At 63.6% G+C, this 24,403-nt stretch carries 22 protein-coding genes; 14 read left to right on the top strand and 8 right to left on the bottom strand.

Annotated features, from left to right (window positions below):
- Positions 1 to 126: 126 nt before the first annotated feature.
- Positions 127 to 1,497: an O-antigen ligase family protein gene (locus tag DSM104635_RS04265; protein WP_158765011.1), complete on the top strand. Its 1,371-nt coding sequence runs from the start codon at positions 127 to 129 to the stop codon at positions 1,495 to 1,497.
- A gap of 2 nt (positions 1,498 to 1,499) precedes the next feature.
- Here DSM104635_RS04265 and DSM104635_RS04260 read toward each other — a convergent pair whose 3' ends face one another.
- Positions 1,500 to 2,630: a glycosyltransferase family 4 protein gene (locus DSM104635_RS04260; RefSeq protein WP_158765010.1), complete on the bottom strand. Its 1,131-nt coding sequence runs from the start codon at positions 2,628 to 2,630 to the stop codon at positions 1,500 to 1,502.
- 274 nt (positions 2,631 to 2,904) lie between these two features.
- On the opposite strand from DSM104635_RS04260, the gene DSM104635_RS04255 reads away from it, so the two are divergent.
- Positions 2,905 to 4,803 carry an acyltransferase family protein gene (locus tag DSM104635_RS04255; RefSeq protein ID WP_158765009.1) on the top strand — a complete coding sequence of 633 codons (1,899 nt, stop codon included), beginning with the start codon at positions 2,905 to 2,907 and terminating at the stop codon, positions 4,801 to 4,803.
- A 107-nt stretch (positions 4,804 to 4,910) separates the two neighbouring features.
- Here DSM104635_RS04255 and DSM104635_RS04250 read toward each other — a convergent pair whose 3' ends face one another.
- Together DSM104635_RS04250 and DSM104635_RS19855 are read right to left on the bottom strand one after the other, a co-directional pair.
- Entirely contained in the window at positions 4,911 to 5,381 is a 471-nt protein-coding gene (locus tag DSM104635_RS04250) for a PaaI family thioesterase (protein WP_158765008.1), read from the bottom strand.
- A gap of 89 nt (positions 5,382 to 5,470) precedes the next feature.
- A complete protein-coding gene (locus DSM104635_RS19855; protein WP_228445842.1) occupies positions 5,471 to 5,818 on the bottom strand; it encodes a hypothetical protein in 348 nt (115 codons plus the stop codon).
- 204 nt (positions 5,819 to 6,022) lie between these two features.
- Between DSM104635_RS19855 and DSM104635_RS04240 the strand changes: the two genes are divergently transcribed.
- Together DSM104635_RS04240 and DSM104635_RS04235 are read left to right on the top strand one after the other, a co-directional pair.
- Complete coding sequence (locus tag DSM104635_RS04240; protein WP_158765007.1) at positions 6,023 to 6,391, top strand: response regulator; 369 nt, start codon at positions 6,023 to 6,025, stop codon at positions 6,389 to 6,391.
- Between the two features lie 14 nt (positions 6,392 to 6,405).
- A complete protein-coding gene (locus DSM104635_RS04235) occupies positions 6,406 to 8,133 on the top strand; it encodes a hybrid sensor histidine kinase/response regulator (RefSeq protein WP_158765006.1) in 1,728 nt (575 codons plus the stop codon).
- Here DSM104635_RS04235 and DSM104635_RS04230 read toward each other — a convergent pair whose 3' ends face one another.
- Together DSM104635_RS04230 and DSM104635_RS04225 are read right to left on the bottom strand one after the other, a co-directional pair.
- Positions 8,134 to 8,763, bottom strand: coding sequence for a response regulator (locus DSM104635_RS04230; RefSeq protein WP_158765005.1), 630 nt, complete (start codon positions 8,761 to 8,763; stop codon positions 8,134 to 8,136).
- Positions 8,764 to 8,871: 108 nt separating this feature from the next.
- Positions 8,872 to 10,161 carry a M23 family metallopeptidase gene (locus DSM104635_RS04225; protein ID WP_158765004.1) on the bottom strand — a complete coding sequence of 430 codons (1,290 nt, stop codon included), beginning with the start codon at positions 10,159 to 10,161 and terminating at the stop codon, positions 8,872 to 8,874.
- Positions 10,162 to 10,357: 196 nt separating this feature from the next.
- Between DSM104635_RS04225 and DSM104635_RS04220 the strand changes: the two genes are divergently transcribed.
- From DSM104635_RS04220 to cysQ, 6 genes are all read left to right on the top strand, one after another.
- Positions 10,358 to 13,858, top strand: a complete 3,501-nt coding sequence (locus DSM104635_RS04220; protein WP_228445841.1) for an intermembrane phospholipid transport protein YdbH family protein — start codon at positions 10,358 to 10,360, stop codon at positions 13,856 to 13,858.
- A gap of 62 nt (positions 13,859 to 13,920) precedes the next feature.
- Positions 13,921 to 14,106 carry a YnbE family lipoprotein gene (locus tag DSM104635_RS04215; protein WP_158765002.1) on the top strand — a complete coding sequence of 62 codons (186 nt, stop codon included), beginning with the start codon at positions 13,921 to 13,923 and terminating at the stop codon, positions 14,104 to 14,106.
- Between the two features lie 10 nt (positions 14,107 to 14,116).
- Complete coding sequence (locus tag DSM104635_RS04210) at positions 14,117 to 14,521, top strand: YdbL family probable chaperone protein (RefSeq protein WP_158765001.1); 405 nt, start codon at positions 14,117 to 14,119, stop codon at positions 14,519 to 14,521.
- A 65-nt stretch (positions 14,522 to 14,586) separates the two neighbouring features.
- Positions 14,587 to 14,817, top strand: a complete 231-nt coding sequence (locus tag DSM104635_RS04205; protein WP_158765000.1) for a hypothetical protein — start codon at positions 14,587 to 14,589, stop codon at positions 14,815 to 14,817.
- Between the two features lie 52 nt (positions 14,818 to 14,869).
- Complete coding sequence (locus DSM104635_RS04200) at positions 14,870 to 16,894, top strand: NAD(+) synthase (protein WP_158764999.1); 2,025 nt, start codon at positions 14,870 to 14,872, stop codon at positions 16,892 to 16,894.
- 29 nt (positions 16,895 to 16,923) lie between these two features.
- Positions 16,924 to 17,742 carry a 3'(2'),5'-bisphosphate nucleotidase CysQ gene (gene cysQ / locus DSM104635_RS04195; RefSeq protein WP_158764998.1) on the top strand — a complete coding sequence of 273 codons (819 nt, stop codon included), beginning with the start codon at positions 16,924 to 16,926 and terminating at the stop codon, positions 17,740 to 17,742.
- Here cysQ and argE read toward each other — a convergent pair.
- The 3 genes from argE to DSM104635_RS04180 are packed head-to-tail and all read right to left on the bottom strand — an operon-like array spanning position 17,732 to position 20,096.
- On the bottom strand, positions 17,732 to 18,883 hold the full coding sequence (gene argE / locus DSM104635_RS04190) for an acetylornithine deacetylase (protein ID WP_158764997.1): 1,152 nt from the start codon (positions 18,881 to 18,883) through the stop codon (positions 17,732 to 17,734). The two genes, cysQ and argE, sit on opposite strands and share 11 nt — an antisense overlap.
- Positions 18,880 to 19,428 carry an FKBP-type peptidyl-prolyl cis-trans isomerase gene (locus tag DSM104635_RS04185; RefSeq protein ID WP_158764996.1) on the bottom strand — a complete coding sequence of 183 codons (549 nt, stop codon included), beginning with the start codon at positions 19,426 to 19,428 and terminating at the stop codon, positions 18,880 to 18,882. Before DSM104635_RS04185 ends, argE begins: the two co-directional genes overlap by 4 nt.
- Entirely contained in the window at positions 19,425 to 20,096 is a 672-nt protein-coding gene (locus DSM104635_RS04180; RefSeq protein WP_158764995.1) for a glutathione S-transferase family protein, read from the bottom strand. Before DSM104635_RS04180 ends, DSM104635_RS04185 begins: the two co-directional genes overlap by 4 nt.
- Positions 20,097 to 20,201: 105 nt before the next feature.
- Between DSM104635_RS04180 and DSM104635_RS04175 the strand changes: the two genes are divergently transcribed.
- From DSM104635_RS04175 to DSM104635_RS04160, 4 genes are read left to right on the top strand one after another with little or no spacing between them, the layout of a single operon-like run.
- Positions 20,202 to 21,464 carry a trypsin-like serine peptidase gene (locus DSM104635_RS04175; protein WP_158764994.1) on the top strand — a complete coding sequence of 421 codons (1,263 nt, stop codon included), beginning with the start codon at positions 20,202 to 20,204 and terminating at the stop codon, positions 21,462 to 21,464.
- 47 nt (positions 21,465 to 21,511) lie between these two features.
- Positions 21,512 to 22,573, top strand: coding sequence for a GNAT family N-acetyltransferase (locus tag DSM104635_RS04170; protein WP_158764993.1), 1,062 nt, complete (start codon positions 21,512 to 21,514; stop codon positions 22,571 to 22,573).
- Positions 22,574 to 22,616: 43 nt separating this feature from the next.
- Entirely contained in the window at positions 22,617 to 23,831 is a 1,215-nt protein-coding gene (locus DSM104635_RS04165; RefSeq protein WP_158764992.1) for a threonine ammonia-lyase, read from the top strand.
- 49 nt (positions 23,832 to 23,880) lie between these two features.
- A complete protein-coding gene (locus DSM104635_RS04160) occupies positions 23,881 to 24,324 on the top strand; it encodes a host attachment protein (RefSeq protein ID WP_158764991.1) in 444 nt (147 codons plus the stop codon).
- Positions 24,325 to 24,403 lie beyond the last annotated feature (79 nt).

The raw sequence follows: 24,403 nt of genomic DNA, 5'->3' as shown, positions 1-24,403 counted from the left end.
GCGGATGACAAACAAGAGTCGGTGTGGGATGAAATCGCCCGGCGACCGCGGCCGGTCAAGCGGTCACGCTTGAACGAAACTTGCAGGCGACGCTGAAAACGGCAGGGGCGAGCGCAGCACGCGAACATGGAAGAGTATCGCGCACTGCTTTCGCCATCACTGCCGATGGCCATCCTTTTGGGCGTCACTGCCTTAACCGGTTTCTTTGTGCTGAGCGCGATGGGCCGGGTACGCAACAGCGCCGGCATTTTCGTGATCGGCGCCTCGTGGCTTCGGTACGTCATGTCGGCGTTCCACGAGATCGTTTATCGGCCTCTCGCCGCGGGCATGTCGGGCAACGCGGTCGCCTCCATCGGCATCTTCTTCGTGGGGCTCATGAACATCAACTGGCGCCACCTGGCGCTGAAGCTGCTCGTGCCCTTCTACGTCGTGATCTTCATTGCGCTGGCGAGCGCGCTTGCGAACCGCTCACTCGACGCCGGTGCAATCACGGTGCTGACGAAGTACGGCTACCTGCTGGTGATGACGCTGGGCGTATTCGGCGCCATGCAACGCTCGCGCAACGGCGACTTCATGGCAGCCCTGCTCTGGGCCTTCGCGCCGGCGCTGATCTTCCAGGCGGCCTCCGTCGTGCTCCGCATCGGCAAGGCCACGGAACTGACCGCGGGCTCGGTAAGCTATATCGGCGGTTATAACCACGAAGCAGCTTTTTCCGTGATTCTTATCACGTGCTTGACGGTCACCTGCTTTGCCGAGCGGGTGCGGCCCGTCGTCAAGAACGGACTCATCATCGCATGCGTGGCCGGCCTCGTGCTCGCCAATTATCGGACGGCGCTTGTCGCCGTCGCGCCATTATTGCTCTTCTATCTCGGCGCGACATCCTTGCAGCGCTTCCCGTTTCGTGATCGGCCGTTCGTCATCAGCGCGCTGATCGTGATGGGGGGCGTCGCCCTCGGCCTCGCCAGCATTCTATTCGCGGAGCGCTTTCAGGATGTGGGCATCGCCGCGTCGGGTGACGTCAACTTCTTCAAGCCGCCGGAAGCGTACTCCGTCGAAGAATCCCGGCTGCTTTCCGGGCGCCCGCGCATTTGGAGCATGTACATTTTCGGCTGGTTGCGCGGCGATCTGCTCCAGCACATCATTGGGTTCGGCCCGGAATCCGGGAGCAAGGCCTATGTCGTCTACGCGCACAACACGCTGATCGGCGCGCTGTACGAGTATGGCCTGGTGGGCCTGGCCGGCCTGCTTTTCCTGTGGCTTTCGATGCTGGCCGCGGCGCTGCGCGTGCAGCATCGCCAGCGCGGCGTGCTTGTGGGCGCGCACATGACATTCCTGCTGCTCAATATGTCGACGATGCCGATGTGGATGATTGAAGGAAACATCCTCTATGGCATCATCTGCGGCTACACGCTCTACCTGCTCTCATTGCAGAGCCGCGCGCAAGCGCGCGTGAGCCAGCCACAGCAACAGCCGCCGGCGCCACAACTGGCAGGCTAAGACTAGGAGAGTGAGGCAGCCGCGCCGGCGCCCACGGGCGCCCGCTCCGGCGCGATGCGGCGATAGATCTGCATCGTACGTTCAGCGACGTTTTCCCATGTCATGAACTGGCGCGGATCGGCGATATAGGCCTGCGGATCCTTCAACGCGCGCGAGAGAGCCGCCGCGATGGCCACGGGATCGGTCGGATCGAAATAGTGCTTCGGAGCGAGGCCGAAATCGCGATTTTCCGGAATATCGCTGAGCAGGATCGGACAGCCCGAAGAGATCGCTTCCAGCACCGCATTCGAGCTGCCTTCGTGCAGCGAAGAATTCACGTAAACGGCCGAACGCGCATAAAGCGGGCCCATCGCGCTGCGTGTGAACTTGCCGGCGAGAACGGTGCGCTCGGTTAAGAGCGGCTGTAGGTCCGCGACGTAACCTGTCTCGTCCAGGCCGCCAGCAACGACGAGCTTGGGCGCGTCCGGCACGGTCGCGGCGTATCGCTTGTAGCCGCGAATGAGGTTGGCGACGTTCTTCTGCGCCGTGACGCGGCCGACCGTCAGAATGTAGGGCTCCGCGGCCGCACCCTCATCGCCCATGGGCAGCGCGCCAACGGCGTTAGCGATGACGTGGACGTTGTTCTCGATGCCGCGACGTTTCAGCCGCTCCGCCAGAGCGGGCGTCACGGAAATGACGGCATCGGCGAAGCGCAATTGGAATTCGGCGACCAGGAAGCCCAGTTTCCCGATCGGGCCCCACTTGTTAACCAGGTAATCCGCCGACCCGTAGCGCACGACAGTTTTCGCGCCCATGAGCTTGTAGGCCCATAGGAAGAGCGCCGAACCCAGCCCTTGGAAGTGGACGATGCGCGGGCGGCGGCGCGCCGCCATGAAGATCGCGGTGACATAGTAGAGCAGCTTGTCGGTCTTCATGAAGCGCGAAGTCGGCGCCTTCAGCAGCCGCACGCCTTTGAATTCTTCAGCTTTGATATTCTCAGCCAAGCCCACCAGCGTCACGCGATAGCCAGCCGCCGCCACCAGCGGAAATAGCATCTCCGCGTTTTTCTCGGCGCCGCCCTCGACATCCGGCACGCCGCGCGCGCCGACGACGAAAATGTCGACCGGATCAATCCTGTTAGGCGAAGAGGACATTGCGCGGCGTTCTACCAGTGGGGAGGCGTCTTTGATTAGACCCATACCAAGCAGGGTCCGGGCCGCAAATTCAATCACCTGGAGAGAGCTATTCGCGCAGGTACGGTAAGCGGCGCAATGAGGCTGTGCAGGCAGCTGACGGCGCCGATCGATTTCGCCTCAAGCACGAGTCAGGTTCCGGCCACCCTGCCGCAGCCCATAGTCCTCCAGACGTTCTACGCGTCGTTCAAGTCCCCTCGCGCGATTCATTATAAGGCCCCCGAAAGGGACTCTCTTGAGTGGAAGTCCAAAGTATCGCCCAGATATTGACGGTCTTCGCGCCCTCGCGGTGTTGCCGGTTGCGGGATTCCATCTCGGCTTCCGCCCCCTCGGAGGCGGATTCGTCGGCGTGGACGTCTTTTTCGTCATAAGCGGGTTTTTGATCGGGCAAATCATTCTCGAGGAGACTCGCGCCGGCACGTTCACACTGGGCGGCTTCTACGCCCGTCGCATTCGTCGCCTGTTTCCGGCGCTGTTTGTTATGCTCGCAGTGACAGCAGCGGTGAGCGCACTCGTCCTCTATCCCGCCTATTTCGACGATTTCGGCCGCAGCCTGGTGGCGGCCGCAGCGTCGGTCTCGAATTTTTACTTCCTGAGCACTGCGAACTATTTCGACGCCGCGGTCGAAACCAAACCCTTGCTTCACACCTGGTCGCTCGCGGTCGAAGAGCAATTCTATCTTACCTTTCCCCTGATCGCGTTGGCCTTGGCCAAGCGTTCCATCGCGGCCGTGAGGGGCGCGTTCGTAGCTATGTTTCTCGTTTCGTTGGGCTGGAGCGCGTGGACGGCGACGCACGATTCTCACGCGGCGTTTTATCTTCCGCATCTGCGGGCCTGGGAGTTGCTGCTCGGCGTGCTGCTTGCCCTGGGCGTTGGCCTGCGACCGAAGACCTACCTAACTCGATCAATCGCCGCGATCTTGGGGGTCGCGCTCATCGTCGCGCCGATCTTTCTCTACGACGCCAACACAGTGTTCCCCGGCCTCGGCGCGCTACCACCTTGTCTGGGCGCGGCGCTGTTGATCGTCGCCGGAGAGAACGGGCGCCACGCACTTATGGGCGCGTTCTGCTGGCGGCCGACCGTCTTCATTGGCCTCATCTCCTACTCGCTCTATCTGTGGCATTGGCCGATCATCACGCTCTATCAGCAATATACGGGCGACCTCATTATTCCCTGGCCGCTCAAGCTGGCGCTCCTTGCGCTGTCTCTCGCGATGGCGACAGCCTCTTGGTGGTTCGTCGAGCGTCCGTTTAGGAGGCGCGCTCGCCGCGCCGTGCCCGTGTTGGTTCTAGGTGGAGCAGCTGTGGCGAGCGCCGCCGCCGTGGGAGCGCTGGTCGTTGGCTTCCACGGTTTTCCGGAGCGCTTTGACCCGGAGGTCGTGCGCATCGCATCTTACTTGGAACGTCCAACCTCAGCTGCGCAACGCGGCAAGACCTGCTACCTGCAGGCTTCGGAAAATCGCCCGTTCTCGGACTTCGACCTCGAAGGTTGCCTACGCATCAGGCCAGCACAGACCAACATCCTCGTGTTCGGCGACAGCCACGCCCAACATCTCCTGTCGGGTCTGCGCTCGCTTTGGCCAAGCGCGAACATCCTGCAAGCCACGGCGTCTGGATGCCGGCCTCTGCTCGGCCGGTCGCTGCGTAGCGCAGCCGCCTGTGTAACCCTCAAAAACTATGTCTATAACTCCGTCATCACCAATCCGGACATAGACCTCATCATCATCGCGGGACGTTGGGACGAGAGCCACCTTGCCCGTATGGAGAGAAGCTTCACGGCGCTTGAACCCCTCGCCTCGCGCGTCATCATTGTTGGCCCGATCGCACAATACGACGCTGCGGTCCCCCAGCTCGTCGCCCTGGGACGGCGGTTTCATGATCCGGGTCTCGCCGACAGCCACTTGCGGGCCAATATCCCCACGCTCGACCGCGAAGTTCGTCGTCTCGCACAGCGGCACGGGCTCACATATTTCTCAGCATACGAAACGCTCTGTCCGGCAAGAAATTGCCGTCAGCTCAATGCAGAGGGCGTTCCTTACCAGTACGATTATGGCCACTTGACCGACGAGGGGTCCACGTTCGTCACCGCGCACTTGTTAAGCGATTGGCGACGAAGCCACCATGAGCCAGGGTGAATTGAGTTGAGCGAGGAGGACATTTGGACGGGCGTACCACTACGGGTCTTTGACCAGACACGTACCAAGCGGAGCCCAGCCGCAATGTTTAACCGCCTGGGGAGAGCCTAAGCAGGCGTGACGTAGGCCTTCTCGCCGGGGCGGGGGTCACGGCGCTGGATCGGTTTGAACACGCCGGTGCCGGTGATCAGCAATCGATCCCCCGCCCAGATCTTGCCGCGCACGACGTAGAGGTCGTCGGCGGTCGAGAGCACTTCGCCCCCGCCCTCGACCCAGTCGCCAATATGGGCGCTTGAGAGGAAGTCCAAGGTCAGGCGCACCGTCACCCAATAGGATGACGTCTCGACCGAGACGATGTGCCCCCATGCCATGTCCGCGAAAGTCATCAGCATGCCGCCATGGGCGTTGGTCATGCCGTTGGTGTGATGCTCCTCGACGCGAAAACCCATGGTGAAGGCGCCATTGTTCTGGCGGCGATAGAGCGGGCCGATCTGGCGCACGAAGCCGCGCCGCCAATCCAGCGCGGCGTAGCCTTCGGGAATGTCAAAGAGTGCTGGCGCTGAAACGTCGTCGGACATGGCCGAACCGTACACCAGACGCTGAAAAAACGAAGGGCGCGGCCAGAGGGGTGGGGCCGCGCCCTTCGCTTCTTTGGACCGCCCAGGCCCTATTCGAACGCGAGGTCGTCACCGACCTCGTCAAAATCTTCCGCGAACACTTCTTGCAACTGAGGCTTCGCAGCTGAGCCGCGAACGCGCGGCATGCCGTTGACCATGTCGCTGCGCACATCAAAGCGCGCGGCGCGGATGGCGGGATGGAAACCGACATTGTGCAACGCGACCATCACGTTCTGGCCGCGTTCGCGCCAGTACGCCTCGATCTTGTCCTTGAGCGCTTGCGCGCCATCGCGCGAGCAATAGTCAGCCGGCTCGCCGTGTGCGGGGCTGAAAGATGACCACGAACCGAAGTCCTGATCGTCGCTATCCTTCTGAAGCGCGTAAGGTTTCATCGCCATTGCCTCGCATCCACGGTGCAGGTGTTCCGATGCACGAATGATGACAAAGACTTGCGCGCGTGAATATTGGACAGAAGTCATGTTCGAAGTGCTAGGCCAAGGCGCCGCAAACGGGGAGAAACGGCCTAGCGCGCGATCTATTACTTCCGGCCTATTCCATGAATCGCACTGCCGCCGGAGGTCGTGTCGTGATGTTGTATTTCAATGCCTTCCGGCAAACCCCTCGCTCTGATTATTGAGGACGACCCTGGCTCAGCCGAGGCGTTGAGCCTGATCTTGCGCGATTGGGGCGCAGACGTCGTCCACGGCGCCAGCGACGACACCGTTTCCGACGCCCTTCGCGGCCGCCACACGGAACTTCGCTGGATCATCACCGATTTCCATTTGGGCGCTGGGCCTGACGGCGTTACGTTGGTGCAAGGTCTCGCCGAGGCCGCGCCGCAGGCGCGCGTGTTGGTGCTGTCCGGCTCGTTTCATGGACGCGCTACGGCGGCAGCAGCCCGAGCGGGCTTAGAGGTGATGCAGAAGCCTGCGCGCGCCGAGGCCATTGTCGCTTGGCTGGAGCGCGCCTGACGTAGAGGTGCGCGTTGAGCAAGCCATCGTCGCCGATCCGCATCGACCACCTCCTCACAATTGCTATCGTTTTGGTCGCCATCCTTGTTCTGGCAACGGTGTTGGTGTTGGGCGCAGGCGAGCGGCTTTACCAGGGAGCCAACGACGAACGCCTTGCCACGCGAAGCGCCCGCAACGCCGCAATCGCGTTCGCTAGCGCGGAAGCTGACGCCGTCGGCGCCCAGCGTACATATCTGATCAGCACTGACCGAGGCGCGCTCGCGGCTTTCGATACGGCCAAACAGGAGACGCTCACCCGGCTGTCCGACATGCGCCGTCTCAACGAGGGACGCGCCGAGAGCCTCGTCATCATTGACCGCATCGAGGCGCGGACCCAGCAGTTATTCGAGAATCTCGATGCCGGCGTTGCATCCCGCGTCAGTCGGGTGCAGCGCGACGCGTCACTCGCTGAAATCACGCAAGCGATCGAGGACGAAACCGAAGCGCTCCACGCCTCGATCATCCGCCGCGCCGATGCCAGCCGCGCACACGAAGAAGCTGAGCGCGCGCGCATCAACTCGCTCGCGGGCGCATTGGCGCTGTTCTCCCTCATAACGTCCGCCCTCGCATTGTTGGCGCTCCGCCGCGAGCGTCAACAATGGCTGTTGGCGACCGAAGCGGCGGAAGAGGCGCGGGCGCGGGCGCACGCGTCGGACTTGGCGAAGACACGCTTCCTCGCCGTCGCCAGCCACGACATGCGCCAGCCGCTGCACGCGCTGACGCTTTACCTCAGCGCGCTTGAACGGCGGGTCGAGGGTGCGGAAGCGCACGACATCATCGTGAAGATGGATCGGGCGACACAATCCATGGTCGGCATGTTCTCGACGTTGCTTGACCTGGCGCGCATTCAAGCCGGGGTCGTCACGCCTGAATTCGAGACGGTGCGCGTACAGCACGTCATCGATCGCATCGTGGCCGAGCATCCGGGAAGCCTCGTTGAAGCGCCGCCGACGTCGCTGGTAATTCGCTCCGACGCGATCCTGCTGGAACGCGTGCTGCGGAACTTGGTCTCCAACGCATTGAAGCATGGTGGCGGCAAAGCGCGCATCGAAACAACGGCGCTCGGAGACACCGTCAGTATCGCAGTGATCGACAACGGCCCTGGCATCGCGCCCGAAGATCAAGAGCGGATATTCGAAGAGTTCGTGCGCCTCGAAGGCCGCGCTGAAGGGCTGGGCCTTGGGCTCGCTATCGTGAAGCGCATTGCCGAGTTGCTTGAGACGCCCATCGATGTCGTCTCAACGCCGGGTCAGGGCTCGCGCTTTGTATTGCGTACAGAACGCGCGACCGCCGATCCGGAAGCGCCATCGGCGCCGGAGGCGCCGGCGTCGTTGAACGGCGCGGCAATCCTCGTGGTTGATGACGACGCGCTCGCGCGCGAAGCGGTAGGCCGAGCGCTGAGTGATCTTGGCGCGGACGTGCGCACCGCCAGCAACGAGGCCGACGCCGCTGAAACGCTGCAAACCGGCTTCGCGCCGCGTCTCCTCGTGATGGACTTGCGCATCGATGGCGAACTTGCCGGCGTGGCGATCGCCAACAGGCTCCGCGAACAATTGGCCCCCGCCCCGCACGTGATTGTCGTCACCGGCGATACGGGCCCGGAAACACTCGAATTGCTTCGCGCGTCCGGATTTCCGTGGCTGATCAAGCCCGTCAACCCGAACGATTTAAGCGCCGCCGCGATGGCGCAGCTCGCGGCGTAATCAGTTGGACTTGAGCTTCGCGATCGCTTCGGCGCGCGTACGGACGCCAAGCGCGCGGTAGATCGCGGCGAGATGGATTTTCACCGTGCCCTCGGCGATATCGAGCGAGCGCGCGATCTCTTTGCTCGCCTGCCCTTTCAGAAGCTCCGTCAGCACTTCTTTTTGGCGGATGGTGAGCTTGTCGCCTGGATCGATTGACGCCACCGGCCGCAGCGTGGCGCCCGGATCACGTCGGCCGAGCGTCGGCGGAACGAAGATATTTCCGTCGAGGATGGAGCGGATCGCGGCGGCGATCTCGGACGACGACAGCGACTTCGGAATGTATCCATGCACGCCGGCGCCGAGTGCCGCGATGATCTCGGCGCGCTCTTCCCAGGCAGACACTACAGCTACTTTGGCGTCAGGAAATCCGTCGCGCAGCGCCGAGAGCGCCTCGGCGCCATTCATGCCCGGCATCCGTAGATCGACCAGGATCAGATCGCCGGCGCCGTCATTGGTGAGCATGTCGATGGCTTGATCGAGCGTCTCTGCTTCGCGCACGTCTTCGACGCTCAAGACATCGACGAGCAATTGCTTCAATCCGCTGCGGAACAACTCATGGTCATCAGCAATCAACGCGCGGATCGGCATGGTCAGCTTTATTCTGGTTCAGCCAGCCCCCGTCCGATCTGGCCCCGAATTATGCTAACCAGCATGGAACGGATTCTCCGCCCACTCAACCGAGAAGTTTGGTGGGTTCTAGCGCCCGCCGTCGCCGCGCGTGACGCGCAGCGCCGCCTGCTGGGCAGGCGTTTCGCTGGCGCGTACCTGTCTTAGAGTATCAATGCGTTGACGCTCAATCTCGAACAATTCGAGTGATCGTCCCGTCAAGTTCCGTCCGTTGGCGACGCGAAGGTTGATCGGGTTGATCTGCTGACCACGGCGCAGCACTTCGTAGTGCAGGTGCGGACCGGTGGAACGGCCGGTGGTTCCCACGTAGCCGATGATCTGACCTTGGCGCACGCGTGTTCCCGCGCGAACGCCGCGCGCAAAGCGAGACAAGTGTGCGTAAGCGGTCTCGTAGCCATTGGCATGGCGGATGCGCACGTAATTGCCAAACGAACTGAATGGACCCGCGCGAACAACCGTACCCTCGCCCGCCGCGAGGATCGGCGTGCCCGTCGGCGCCGCGAAGTCAGTGCCGCGATGCATGCGCGAATAGCCAAGGATCGGGTGGCGGCGCATGCCGAAACCAGAGGAGAGACGTGCGCCGTTGATTGGCGTCTTCATCAAGAAGCGACGCGCGCTCTTGCCATCGGCATCGTACCAGTCAGGACGCGTGTCGCCGGGCGCCATGAACGAATAGAAATTGCGCGGGCCTTGGCGCGTCTCGAGCGAGACGAACAGAAGATCGCCTGTTCGCACGGTGTTGCCTTCGTCGTCGTAATAGCGCTCGAAGACCAGTTCGAACTGATCACCCGGCTGCACGTCGCGCTGGAAGTCGACGTCGTAGGAGAACGCGTCGGCGAGCGCGCCGATTTCGCGGTCGGTCGCGCCCTTGGCGAGTGCTGTCGAATAAAGGCTCGTCTCGACCTGCGCCGCAATGCGCGCGATTTCGAAGGTGAGCGGCATCTCCACTTCACGCGCCGCGAATTCACCGGCTGTCGTGCGGTTGGCGGTGACGGTGGCGCCCGGCTCCGAGCGGAAGGCGACGCCCGTGAGCTGGGCATCGGAGAAATACAAGCTAACAGGCTGACCGGGCCGAAGACGGCGCGGATCGTAAACGTCCGTTAGCGAAGCGAGGGCGGCGTTGGTCTCAGCGCGGCTGGCGCCGGCGCGCGTCAACAAGCCAGCAAGCGTTTCGCCACTGCCGACGCGGAATTCGCGCGCGCTGTGGGCGAGGTAAGCTTCTGTAAAGGCGAGATGCTCTGCCCGCCGGGCGGCCTCCTCGCGCACGACAGCGGTCTCCGCGGCCTCGGCCACAGCGCCGCCGCCAAGCAGCCCTGCGTTCCACGCAAGACCTAGCCCAAGCCCGAAAGCAGCGGCCATTATGGTGAATGCCGCTAAACCTTTCCGAGCCTTCACGAGCCGCTGAGCGAATTCTGCTCTCAACTTACGCTCCAAACGTCCGCATTCAGCGGAAAACACACAAAGGACAAGTACTTTCGTCCTTTGGTTATCCGACCAGAAACTGAATTCGCGGCATTTGCTTGATCTGCAAAGACGCCAAGTAAGACGTCAAGGATTGAGCAAGGACCGCACCAAGCGAAAGAGTATGGCACATAGGTCTAACCAGGCCGTTGCGAGTCAAGAACAACCGGCGCCGCAGGCCCCGGACGACCCGCCGCCCCCACGCCGGTTTCTAATCGGCTGGACCACCGCCATCATGGCGCTGGTGGCCAGTACGGCTGGCGTCATGCTCGCGCTCTGGTTGTTACGGTTTCCTATTGCCGCTTTCTTTATTGGCTCGGCGCTCTCCGAACGGGGGGCGGAGGCAGATTTCCAGATCGCCGACATAACCCTGAACCGGGCGGTCCTGAGCAATGTCCGGTTCGGTTCCGAAAATGCGCCCGACGCCGCCATCCCTCGGCTGGAAGCGCGCTGGGCCTGGTCGGGGCTCTCGCCGCGGCTGACGGGCCTCTATGTGACATCGCCCCGCCTGCGCGCGCGCATGGATGCAGCGGGCCGTATCTCGGCAGGTTCGCTCGACCGGCTGGGCGGCGGGCCGCCGGGACGGCGGCGCCCCTCCCTTCCGGCGATCGAACTCGAGATCGAGGACGGTCAAGCGCTGATCGAAGCGCCTTTCGGCGCGCTCACGGCAACCTTCCACGCCGCCGGAACGCTCGGCACGAACTTCTCCGCCCTCGCGCGCATCGCCGAAGCATCGCGCCCCGGTCAAACCCACGCGCTCGATCGTGGCAGCGCCGAACTCGTCATCGTGTCGCGCGACGACACGATCGCGGCGCGGCTGACCGCGGACGTCGCGCGCCTGGTGTGGCAAGGCGCCGTACTTGAGGATGCGCACGTGCGCCTGCTGGCGCGCGCGCCGCTGGATCTGGCGCGCTATGATGTTGAAGCGGCGTGGCGCTTGGCGTCCATCGATGCGCCCTCCATCACCGGCAATCGCTTGAGCGGCGCCATCGGCGGCGAAGCGATGGTCCGCGAGAACAGTCTCGAGCCTGAAGTTTGGCAAGGCCAAGCGCGCGTCAACGCCGGTGCGCTAGCTCTCGCGTCAAACGAAATCACAAGCGCGCGCATCGATGTCCGCATCGACGGACGTGAAGCACAAGGCAACGGACGGTGGTCGCTCGCAGGCGAGAGCTTCAATGGCCTCGCCATGGTTGCGCAGCGCCCGAATGCAGCGGGGGAATTCACCTTCGACTTGCGCGGCGACGAGCGCTTGAACGGGCAGGCGCAACTGGCGTTGACCCAAGCGCAACTGAACAACGAAGCGCAGGAAAGCCTGCGCGCTACGTTCCCGGACCTGCCCACCGCGCCGGTCGGGCCTACATTTGATCGGGCCGAACACGCGCTCGATGTCGCCGCCGATCGCTTCAATCTCACACTACCGTTGACTATGGATGCCGACGAAAGTGGCTTCCGTTTGCGCATCACCGAAGCAGCTGAAGCCCGCGCCGCAAGCGGCGCTGTGTTGCGGCTGTCGCCATTGCGTCAGGACACGCCAGCGCTGGTAGCGGAATTCCCTAGCACTACAGTGCACGGCGCCATCGCGCTGGAGCTTTCCGGCGGCGGCGCGCCGACGGCGGCGCTGTTGCTGGACACGTTGGATTGGTCGCCGAGCGCACCGTTTGAGGCGGACGGCACGCTGACGCTCAGCAATTGGAGTGCGGACGGCGCGAGCATCGCCGCGAACGAACTCAACATCGGCATCGCCATCTCGCCGCAAGGCATCGGCCGTATCGATCTGCAAGGGCCCGCGCGCGTCACCGGTCCGCTCGGCGAAGGCGAAGTGCGCGACATGGTTGCGGATCTCGATCTCGCTGTGCTGTGGAATCCAGGCTGGCGTGTCGTGCCGAACCGCGGCTGCATACCGATCCGCCTCGGCGGCATCGATGCAGCCGGCCTCTCCTTCCACAACGGCGCGTTCTCGCTGTGTGCGCTCGACGGCGCGCTGATCGCGGCGGACGCGCAGCGCAATCTCTCCGGCGGTTTCAACATTCGCGGCCTCGGTTTGAACGGCCGCATGGCGGGTGAACACGGCGCGCCGGCGCGCCTCAGCGCAGCCAACGTGATCGGGCGCTTCCGCGGCCGCACAGGCGACGTGACGCTCGCCGTCGAAGCGCAAACACCGAGCCTGCGTATCGACATGGCCGAAGGGCGTCCGCTCGCGATCGCGATGCAGCGCGCGACCGCCAACGCGCACATCGCCAACAACACCTGGCGTGTCGATGGTCAGTTTGACAGCGGCTCTCTGGCCGATCCGACGCTCCCCGGCTCTGTCTCTACGATCACCGGACGCTGGAGCGCAGCGCCCGATGAAAACGACGGCCCGATCATCCGCGTGGAAGCCGGCGAAGCGCTGCTCACGGCGAACCGCCCCGCGTCCGAAGAAGAGCGCCCCCTCTTCAACCCCCTCCGGCTCACCAATGTCGATGCAAGCGTCCGCAATGGCCGGATCGAAGCCACTGGGCAAATTCTGCTTGCCGACCGCGCACGCCAACTGGCGCAGTTCGTGGCGCAACACATGATCGATGAAGGCACGGGCGATGCGCGCGTGATCGCCGAAAGCATCGTGTTCGGCAACGATCTGCAGCCTTACGAAATCACTGAACAAGCGCGGGGCATGGTCGAAAACATGCGCGGACCAGCCTCGCTCAACGCTAACATCCTGTGGACGCGCGACGCTATCACCAGCAACGGCAGGGTTGGCCTCAACGGCGTATCGCTGGCGACATCGACAATCCCGGTCGTGCGAGACGTGCGCGGCGAGATATATTTCGACAATCTGTTCGAACTGACGACGCCGCCGGGACAACAGATCACAGTCGGCGAACTCAATCCGGGCATTGCGGTGCACAACGGCCGCGTCAGCTTCCAATTGCTGCCAGAACAACAAGTCTCGATCGAGCGGGCGGAATTTGACTTCGCGTCTGGCATTCTTGCGATGGCGCCAACGACGATCAGGCTCGGCGCTGAAGAAACGCAATTCATCCTAACGCTGCGCGACGTGGACGCCGCTGAACTGATCAACACTTTCGAAATCCCCGATCTTGCCGCGACCGGCACTGTCGAGGGCAATTTCCCGCTCCTGCTGACGCGTCGTAGCGCCTTCATCCAAAACGGCGTGCTGCGCGCGTCGACGGAAGGCGGGACCATCGCTTACACCGGCAACGCTGGCGGCGATGCGGCTGGGCCGGCGCGGATCGCATTCGATGCGCTGCGCAACTTCCGATACGATGCGCTAAGCCTCACGCTGGATGGCGACTTGAACGGCGAAGTCGTCTCCTCGATCGAATTCAGCGGCCACAATGCTGGCGGCGCCGTCGATCTGGGCCAGATCGCGCCGATCCCTGGCGTCGGAAGTGTCACCGTTCGCGGTGTGCCGTTCGATTTCAACGTCCGCGTCAGCGCACCCTTCCGCAGCTTGGCCCAAACCGCCGCCACCATCACGGACCCCACCGCCCTCCTGAACCGCGCCCAAGGCGACGATTCCGAGGATGAGGACCAAGAAGGCGCCACCGAGCGCACCGAACCGGTTGACCAAGGCGGCCCGGGAACAAGATAAAGGCCAGCTTCAGAGCGCGTTCAGGCGGACGCGGCTAATCCTGTAGGCGAGGAGCTCCAGCAATGCGGGCACAAATGCTTTCCGGTCTTGGTGCGGCGATTGCTGTCGCCGGCTGCATTCCGGTGCAGATCCAGGCCCCCGACGAGCCGATCGAGATCAATCTCAACGTCAACATCCGCCAGGAAGTGATCGTGCGCCTCGAACGAGACGCCGAAGAGCTGCTGCAACAAAACGAAGATTTGTTCTGAGGCCATGACCATGACTCGCTCACTCGCCCTTCTCTCCGCCGCCGCCTTGATCGCCGGCGCGATCGCCTTCACGGCGCCGTCGTGGGCTCAGGCCAACGACAGCGCGCTTTCAGCGGCGCGCGCCGCCGGACAAATCGGCGAACAAGCCGACGGCTATCTGGGCTTCGTGCCCGGCGCTACCATCTCCGCCGATCTGCGCGGCCGCGTTGAACAAAACAACATTCGCCGCCGCGCGCTTTACACGCAGCGCGCCACGCAACGCAGCGCTTCGGTCAACGAAATGGCCGCAGCGGTCGCGTGTGAAGTGTTCCAGGGCCGCATCGCGGTCGGCGAGCGCTATCGCAACGAAGGCGGCCAATGGCGCCAGCGCACCGCGTCGAACCCCGTCGAAGTGCCGGGCTTCTGCACCGACTAACGCCATGATGTCGCGCGGAGCCGCTTAGGCTGGCGCCGTGCGACGGCGCTACCCACATTCATGCCATGAAGGTCTTTCTGCTGACGCTCACGCTCGGCGGCATCCTGGCCGCCGTTTTGTTCGGCACGCTGACGGGCTGGGACGGCTCGGCGATGAACATTCACGCCTGGATCGCCTTGGGCCTGGGCACATTTCTCTCACTCGCGCTCGGCGGCGGCTTGATGGCGCTGGTCTTCTATTCAGCGCGCAAGGGTTACGACGACCGGATCGAAATCGACACCGAGACGCACGACTGACCGCTTATGGTCAGGCTGAGCATAATGTGCTATGCTCCACGGCGTTAGGTTAATGGCCGCCCGCAAACCCCAAACCAGCGCTGAAGATCGGTTCAAGTCGCTTTATGCGCACGGCTTCGTGCGCGTGGCCGCGTGCGCGCCGGTGGTGGCGCCCGCTGACCCGGTGACCAACGCCGAGCGCATCTTGAAGTTCTGGCGCGAGGCTGATGGCGAACGCGCCGCGGTGCTGTTGACGCCGGAGCTTTCGCTCTCCGGGTACGCGATCGACGATCTGTTGCTGCAGGAGCCGCTGCTCGATGCCGTTGAAACGACGATCGCGCGGCTGAAGGCCGAGAGCGCGAACCTGTTTCCGATTTTGATCGTCGGCGCGCCGCTGCGCTTGCACGGCGCGCTCTACAATTGCGCAGTCGTGATCCATCGCGGCGCCATCCTCGGCGTCGTGCCGAAGAGCTTTCTGCCGAACTACCGCGAGTTCTATGAGAAGCGTTATTTCGGCGTCGCCAGCGATACGCGCGAAGAGCTGATCACCGTTGCCGGAGAAAGCGTCGATTTCGGCGCCGACGTCATCTTCAAAGCCAACGACATTCCGGACTTCGCGTTTCACGTCGAGATTTGCGAAGACTTCTGGTCACCCGTGCCGCCGTCCACCCATGGCGCAATGGCTGGCGCGACGGTGCTGTTCAATCTCTCCGCGTCGAACATAGTCATCGGCAAAGCCGAAGACCGCGCCGTGCTGTGCGATTCTCAATCGCGCCGCGCTGTCGCCGCCTATGTGTTCGCAGCAGCTGGGTACGGCGAGTCCACCACGGATCTCGCATGGGACGGCCAAGTCATCGCCTACGAAATGGGCGAGAAGATCGCCGACGGCGAACGTTTCTCGCGCGATCCAAAGCTCGTGGTCGCCGACATCGACGTGCAGCGCATCGCGCAAGAACGCCGCCGCCTCTCCAACTTCCGTGACAGCGCCGCGCGCGAGAAAGAGCGTTTGGTCCGCTTCGGCCACACCACGTTCGACCTTGAGCCGCCAACCGGCCCGCTGCCGCTAAAGCGCAAGCTCGATCAATTCCCGTTCGTGCCGGACGATCTCACCAAACGCGATCGCGATTGCTTTGAAGCCTACAACATCCAGGTCCAAGGGCTCGCGAAGCGAGTAGAGACCACCGGTTCAAACCGCGTCGTCCTCGGCATTTCCGGCGGCTTGGACTCAACGCACGCCCTCATCGTGGCGGCGCGCGCGTTTGATATGCTGGGCTTGCCGCGCAAGAACATCGTCGGCGTCACCATGCCGGGCTTCGCCACGACGGACGCCACCAAGTCGAACGCCTGGGCGCTGATGAAGGCGCTCGGCATTGATGCGCGCGAGGTTTCGATCCAACCGTTGTCTCAGCGCATGCTGGAGGACCTCGATCACCCCGCCGCGCGCGGCGAGCCGGTTTACGATGTCGCGTACGAGAATGTGCAGGCGGGCCTGCGCACCGACTACCTCTTCCGCCTTGCGAACAAGGAAGGTGGCTTCGTTGTCGGCACCGGCGACCTTTCCGAGCTTGCGCTCGGCTGGTGCACCTACGGGGTTGGCGATCATATGAGCCACTACAACGTCAACGGCGGCGCGCCGAAGACGTTGATCCAGCACCTGATCCTCTGGGTGGCGGACACCAACATCTTCGACGCCAACACGTCGAAGACTCTGCGCAGCGTGCTCGAAGGCGAGATCAGCCCGGAGCTGATCCCCGGCGAAACGCAACAAAGCACGCAGGCGGTGGTCGGTCCGTATGAGCTACAAGACTTCAACTTGTTCTGGCTTACGCGCTACGGCCTGAAGCCCAGCAAGATTCTCTTTCTCGCTTGGAGTGCGTGGCGCGAGAAGTACGACTACGCCACTTTACGCAAATGGCTCGAAGTTTTCCTGACGCGCTTCTTCACCAGCCAGTACAAGCGCTCCGCCGTGCCGAACGGCCCGAAAATCGTATCCGGCGGCGCACTCAGCCCGCGCGGCGACTGGCGCATGCCGAGCGACGTCAGCGCGGCAACATGGCTCGCGGAACTGCACGCCAACACGCCTGAGAAGCTGGACTAGCGCATCCTCGCGTGCTTCATCCGCCGCATATGCCACGCCCCACTCTCGACGATCTGATCGCACTCGCACGCGCCGCCGGAGGCGAGATCATGGCCGTGCGCGCCGCAGGCTTCGACACTGAAACGAAGCTCGACGGCTCGCCCGTGACAATCGCCGATCAGCGCGCCGAGAAGATCATCGAAGACGGCCTGCACGCGCTGGCGCCAGAAATTCCAATGATCGGCGAAGAGGCGGTCGCCGACCTGCGCATCCCCCAATGTGGCGATCTTTTCTTCTGCGTCGATCCGCTCGATGGCACACGCGGCTTCGCCCAAGGCGGCGACGAATTCACCGTGAACATCGCGCTCGTTGGACAAGGCGCACCGACCATGGGCGTCGTGTTCGCGCCGGCGTCCGGCGAACTCTATGCAGGCGAACCCGGGCGCGCTGTGAAAGCGAAATACGATCCAATGACGGGCGCTGAGATCGTCGCGCTCGCGCCAATCCACGCGGCGCATGAAACGCCGCAGCAATGGCGCATCGTTGCGTCAGAAATCTCAGGCCGAAACCCGGAAACAGACGCCTTCATCGCCGCGCTGAATGGCGTCAGCGCTCACGCCAGCTCATCGATCAAGTTTTGCCGTTTGGCGGAAGGCGCCGCCGACCTCTATCCACGCTTCGGCGACGTCAGCGAATGGGACGCGGCAGCGGGTCACGCAGTGCTCACGGCTGCCGGCGGCGGGGTGATGCGGTTGGATGGTTCTCCGCTCCGCTACGGTGATCGCGACGGCGGCTTTCTCATCCACGGCTTCATGGCCTTCGCAAGCGCCGCCGCAGCGAGCGCCGCGCGCGACGTGCTTAAGCGCTAAGCCGCGCGATCAAGCGCTTCATGAAGGCGGCGCCCTCTTCAATCTGAGAAATCTCGATCCACTCGTCCGGCTGGTGCGCTTGTTCGATTGAACCAGGGCCACAAATGATCGCAGGAATACCAGCGCGCTGAAACAACCCGGCCTCGGCGGCATAAGACACCGCGCGCGTTTCGTTGTCGCCGGTGAGCTCCCGCCCAAGTATTTCTGCCGCGCTATCGCGCTGAATGGCCAAGCCCGGCGTGTTGGAACGGCGCGTGATCTTCACGCCGCCTTCCGGCGCCCGGCGCTTTATATCGGCATCTAAAGCTTCGGCGACAGCACGAAAGCGCGCTTCGATAGCGTCGCCCTGCTCGGTTTCCGGCGCACGCAAATCCCAGACGAACTCGCAACGACGCGCGAGAATGTTTGCCGCCGTACCGCCTTCGACCTTGCCAATCGTCATGGTCGGCCCCGGCGGATGAAAGTGCGCGTGCGTAAAGGCGCGCGCCTCGCGGCCCATCTCCGCGATCAGGTCCATGAGCTTCAGCGCTTCCATCACCGCCGACACGCCGGCGTCCGGCAATGACGAGTGCGCCTCGCGGCCCGTCACTTCGACCAAGAACGAGCGGATGCCTTTGTGCGCCGAGACGACTTTCATGCTCGTCGGTTCACCAACGATCACCGCCGCCGGTTTCGGTGCGGCTTTCAGAATGTCGGCAATCAGCGATGGCGCACCTAAGCAACCGATTTCTTCGTCGTACGAGAGCGCCAGCATCAGCGGCCGCTTCAAGGGCGCGGCCAACGCCTGATCCAAATGCGCGAGCGCGAGCGCGGAGAACGTCTTCATGTCCGCCACGCCGCGGCCGTAGAGTTTGCCGCCGCGTTCTGTCACCGTCCACGGGTCGCTTGTCCACGGCTGGCCATCGACGGGCACAACATCGGTGTGCCCCGAGAGCACGACGCCGCCTTCGACTTCCGGCCCTATTAGCGCGTAGAGATTGGCCTTCGTGCCATCGGCGTTGGACACGCGATGTGAGGCGACGCCGCGATGGCGCAGAAAATCCTCGACCCACGCGATCAGTTCCAAGTTCGAATTGCGCGACGTGGTGTCGAACGCGATCAGCCGCGCGAGAATATCCAGCGTTGGCTGCAATGCGCTCACTGCGGCGCCTGCACCGTTTGCCCGCCCGGCTCTTGGAACGCGAGCAGGATGATCCGGAATTGCAGCGCCGCCGCAGGCGGGATCGCGGGCGGGCGTCCTTCCGGACCGTAGCCAAGCTCCATCGGGAATGTCGCCACGATCTCATCACCTGGACGCATCTGCGTGATCGCTTCGGCGAAGCCCGGCACCACGGCGCCGAGCGGAAATTCCGCTGGTTCACCGCGCGCGAAGGACGAGTCGAACACTTCGCCAGTTGCGAGCTTGCCTTCATAATGCACCAACGCGGTGGCGTTTTCGGTCGGACGGGGCAGGGCCTGGTTACGCCCGCGCGCACGGCGTTCAATCAACAGACCTGAAGGCAGCGCCTCGACGCCCGCTTGCGCGCGCGTTTCCGCTAGCCATTCCACCGAACGCCCCGAAGCTTGCGACGCAGCATCCGCGTCCGCCTTTTCTGCGCGCTCGATCTCTTGCATCACGCCGCCGCCGCCATTGTCGCCACATGCCGCTAACGCCAACGCAGCGGCCGCCAAAATCATCTTGATCATCTGTAAAGCGCTTCCGTTTGCTCAAGAGTCCAGGGTTCAGCTTCGCCGGCGGCTTCCCACTCCTTGAACACAGGATCGGCGAAGATCGCGGCGCAGTAAGCTTGCGCCACGTCCGGCGTTTCAACTTTGTAGGTGCGCAGCCGTGTCGCGACCGGCGCGAACATTGCGTCCGCAATGCTGCGTTGCCCGAACAGGAACTGGCCGTCGCTACCGTAACGCGCCCGCAAGCCGCCCCAGAGCTCGAACAAGCGCTCGAGATCCGTTCGCGTGTCTGCCGGCCAATTCGGTGTAAACGAGAGCCGGCGGCGGACGTTGCATGACATGTCGCGGCGCAACGCAAAAAATCCCGCGTGCATTTCCGATGACACCGCCCGCGCTTCAGCGCGCACCAGCGGATCTGCCGGCCAGAGCGACGGCGCTTGCTCGGCTGCCCATTCGCAGATCGCCAAGCTTTCGTAAATCACCGTATCGCCGACATGCAGCGCCGGGACGCGCCCGCTTGGCGACACCGCGCGCACTTCCTTGATTTCGGAGCGGCCATAGCCCTCGCCGCCGAGCGGAATGATCTGTTCCTCGAACGGAATACCGCCCCATTTCAGCGCCAACCATGAGCGCATCGACCAGGACGAGTAGTTCTTGTTGCCGATGTGGAGGACGGGCGTGGCCATGGGCGGCTTGTTCCAGAGGCCGGGCGCGAGATCAAGCCGCGCCCGCCGCTTCCCCACTCCCGCGACGCAGGCTAGGCTCGGTTTCGAGGGCGTGGGAGACACCTGATGCGGATGGTGGCGGCAGCAGCGACGATCGCTGCATGTGTTTTGGTCAGCCTAGCGGTGGAGCCGCGCGATAGCGCACCCACCGCGGAGTTCTCGAACATCGTGGGCGCTAGCACGCCATCGCGCATCGTCGGTGTCGACAAACAGGCCGTGCGCACCAAGCCGGGCGCGGGCGCAGTTGTGGGCAATGACAGCTGCCGCTGGGCCAACGACAACGAGTGCGACGATCCCGACATCGGCACCGGCGCCTGCACCCAAGGCACCGACTATTCCGATTGCCGCGCCATGCGCGCCGGCGACGACGACAGCTGCCAGTGGGCGCGCGACGGCGAATGCGACGAACCAAACTTCGGCACCGGCGCATGCACGCAGGCAACCGACCGCACCGATTGCGGCGCCATCGCCTGGATGCGCAACCAGAATGATAGCTGCGCGACATCGTTCAACGGCGTGTGCGAAGAGCAAGCCCGCGGCCGAGGCTCGTGCGCGCCGCGCACCGACCGTAGCGACTGCCACTCCCGCGAGCGGCCAATGACGATCACCGATCACTTCTTCGGCCGCGATGATCGCGTCCGCGTCAACGCACAACAAGCGCCGTGGCGTTTCATGGGTCGCTTCACCAACGCCGATGGCGAAATGTGCACGGCGACGCTGGTTGCCCGCAACGTTCTCGCCACCGCGGCGCACTGCATTCACACCGATCACGGCGTCACCGGCGGTGGTGAGTTCGCGCCAGCCGCCGGCGGGCCAAATGCACGCGCCGTCGCCTACCTCGTCAACCAGCGTTACAATTATCGTCAGTTCACGACGACCGACGAAATCGACGGTTTGGATTGGGCGCTCGTGCGCATCGATCAGCCGCTTGGCGATCGGCTCGGTTTCGCGGGCGTTCGCAATCTCACTGGCCAAGGGCTCGCGCCAGCACGCGCCGCGGACCTCTACCAAGCCGGCTATTCGTGGGACACCGGCAACGAGGCCATGTCCGGCAACGTCGCGTGCCACATCGTACAGGTTAACCCCGACGGGACGTTCGCCCACGAATGCGACACCACGCGCGGCGATTCCGGCTCCGGCTTCCTGGTTCGTAACGGCACTGGGTTCGACCTTATTGGCGTCGACTCCAACTTCCGATCCAACCCAAACGGGCCGTTTATCTATATTGCCGTGAGCGCCAGCCAGTTTCAGTCGCTTCTCGCCGACTTTGCCGTCGGACGCAGCGGCACGGATTTCGGCAGAGGCGGAAATCGCCCGCCCAAGGGTTAGGCGCGGCCCTTGCTCTCCTGACGCGCGAAGTAGGGCTGGGCAGGAACGTGCGTCTCGAAACGATACATCCCAAGGAACTGGGTCCTGAAGCGCTTGCCCAATGGCGAGCGCTTCAGCATGCGAGCGCCACGCTCCAAAGCCCTTATCTGACACCGGATTGGGCGCAGCTGGTTGGCGCGACGCGAGATGATGCGCGCGTGTGCGTTATCGACGACGGTGCCGGTTTCTTCGCCGCCCAACGCTTGTCGCGCTTCACCGCGATGGGCGCCGGCGCACCGATCTCGGATTACAACGCCATAGTCGCGAACGCCGATCTCCGCATCGATGCCGGCGCGCTGTGCAAGGCGCTCAAAGTCGGCCGCATCGATCTTACTCACGTGCCTCAAGGCCCCACGCCGATCTCCGCCATCGGCGCCGAGGGTTCGTGGATCGCCGAAACTGCCGGCGGCCGCGATCTTTACGAAGCGGCCCTGAAGCAGCGCCGCAGCGAGTTCGTACGCCAGACTGACAAGAAGGGCCGAAAGTTCGCGCGCGACTGCGGTTACATCGAGTTCCGCGCCTCGGCGCCCGAACGTGCCGAGTTCGAGCAATTGCTCACCTGGAAAAACGCGCAGCTGAAGCGCTCCGGCCAACCCGACATTTGGGCGACCCCTTGGGTGCGCCGAGTGCTGGACGCCACGTTCGAGCACCGCGCAACCAGCTTCAATGGCGTTCTGTTTTCGCTTTCGATCGACCAGCGTTTGATCGCGGCGGCCTACTGCCTGCGCGCCGGCAAGGTGCTGCACTTCTGGATCGTCGCGCACGATTCCGAATACGACTCTTACTCCCCCGGCGTTCAGCTGGCCCGTTGGGCTGTGGGCTGGGCGGCGGAAAACAGTATCGCTGAAGTCGACTTCGGCCCCGGCGACTACCAGTACAAACGCCAGCTTTCGACGACGCAGCGCATGCTTTCATACGGCGTCGTCTCCGGCGTCTCGGTATCGGGCGCTGTCCGCCGCACTACGCAAGCGCTGCGCGCTGGCATGGAACGGCTGCCAAACCCGAAACTCGCCGCCCTACCCGGCAAGGCCATGCGCCGGCTCGATTTGATGCGCGCGCTCGCCGCCTAGTCGTTGAATGTTGAAGCGCGCGCCGATAGGGTCGCGCGCTTCCATGACCAACAAGCCCGCCGTCACCTTCGCCGACATTCAGGCCGCTGCGGAGCGCCTCAAGGACCGCATTGAGCGGACCGAGACGCACTACTCGCGCTCGCTCTCGAACATCACGGGCGCCGACGTCTGGGTGAAGTACGAGAATCACCACGAGACCGGCGCCTTCAAGGAGCGCGGTGCGCTCAATCGGTTACTGCAGCTAACCGACGCCGAAAAGAAGCGCGGTGTCATCGCCGCCTCCGCCGGCAACCACGCCCAGGCCGTCGCCCACCACGCCCGCGCGCTCGGCGTGCCGACCACGATCGTGATGCCGAAAGGCACGCCGAACGTGAAGGTCGAGCAAACTCGCGCGCGCGGCGCCACCATCGTGATCGAAGGCGAGACCTACGACGACGCTTACGCACATGCCTTGAAGCTCGGCGAAGAGCGTAACCTGGTGTTCGTGCATCCCTTCAACGACGCCGGCGTCATCGCAGGCCAAGGCACCGCGGCCATCGAAATGCTGGAAGACGCGCCCGAGATCGACGTGCTGATCGTACCGATCGGCGGCGGCGGACTGATCGCGGGCATGGGCATCGCAGCGAAGGCGATCAAACCCAGCATTCAAATCTACGGCGTCGAACCGGAATCCTATCCCTCCTTCAACGGCAAGCGTCGCGGCACCAATGTGAGCGCCGGCGGACAAACCATCGCTGAAGGCATCGCGGTCAAGAAGATCGGCGACCTCTCATTCGAGCTTGCCGACAAGCTGGTCGAGGACGTGATCCTCGTCGATGAGCCCGGCTTCGAACAGGCGATCGCGCTTTACGTCAGCGCAGAGAAAACCGTGGCCGAAGGCGCCGGTGCCGCAAGCTTGGCGGCATTGCTTTCAGCGCCGGAGAAATTCAAGGGCCGCAAAGTCGGGATCGTGTTGTCTGGCGGCAACATCGATACGCGCATACTGGCGTCTGTGCTTGAGCGCTCGATGGTGCGCCAAGGCCGCATCGCGGTGCTGCGATTCATCGGCGATGATCGCCCGGGCATCTTGGCCACTGTCAGCCGGATCATTGGCGACACCGGCGGCAACATTCTGCAGGTGGCGCACCACCGCATGGCGCTTCACGCGCCGATCAAAGGCGTCGAGTTCGACATCGAAATCGAGACCCGCGACATGCAGCATACCCAAGAGATCGTCGATGCGCTGATTGCGGCGGGTTACAACGCGCGCTGCCTCTGACGGGAACGCCGCCGTAAGGCGCGGCGTTGGCGAACGGAAGGAGTTCGCCATGCTGACAAACGGTTCCACCTGGTTCCTAGTTGCCGATGGCCGTCGCGCACGCGTGCTGATCGAAGAACGCCGCGGCGCAAATCTGGAGGCGCCAGCCGACTTGGCCATGGAAATCAGCGAGGACGAACTCTACGACGCGCAGGATCGACCGCCCCGCAGCTTCGATCGCGTCGGCGCCGGCCGTCACGCCATGGACAAGGGCCGCAGCTTGCACGAGCAGGAAGAGACGAACTTTCTGAACCGCGTCGCTGAACGCATCGTCGACGCGGACAAGCAAAGGCGCTTCGATCACCTAGTGATCGCCGCGCCGCCGCGCGCGCTGGGCATTCTGCGCGAGAAGCTAGCCGCCGTACAGTCGCGCATTCGCGCTGAAACGCCGAAAGATTTGCTCGACGAGCCAGAACCGAAGCTGCGCGAGCGGCTGCAGGAATTACTGCGCTGACTAAAAGGAGCGCGGGTCTTCAGACCCGCATCTTTTTCTGAAACGGTTGTGCAAGAGCGGGTCTGAAGACCCACGCTCC

It is taken from the genome of Terricaulis silvestris (genome assembly GCF_009792355.1).
Taxonomy (GTDB): domain Bacteria; phylum Pseudomonadota; class Alphaproteobacteria; order Caulobacterales; family Aquidulcibacteraceae; genus Vitreimonas; species Vitreimonas silvestris.
This window is presented reverse-complemented; position numbering and strand designations above follow the sequence as displayed.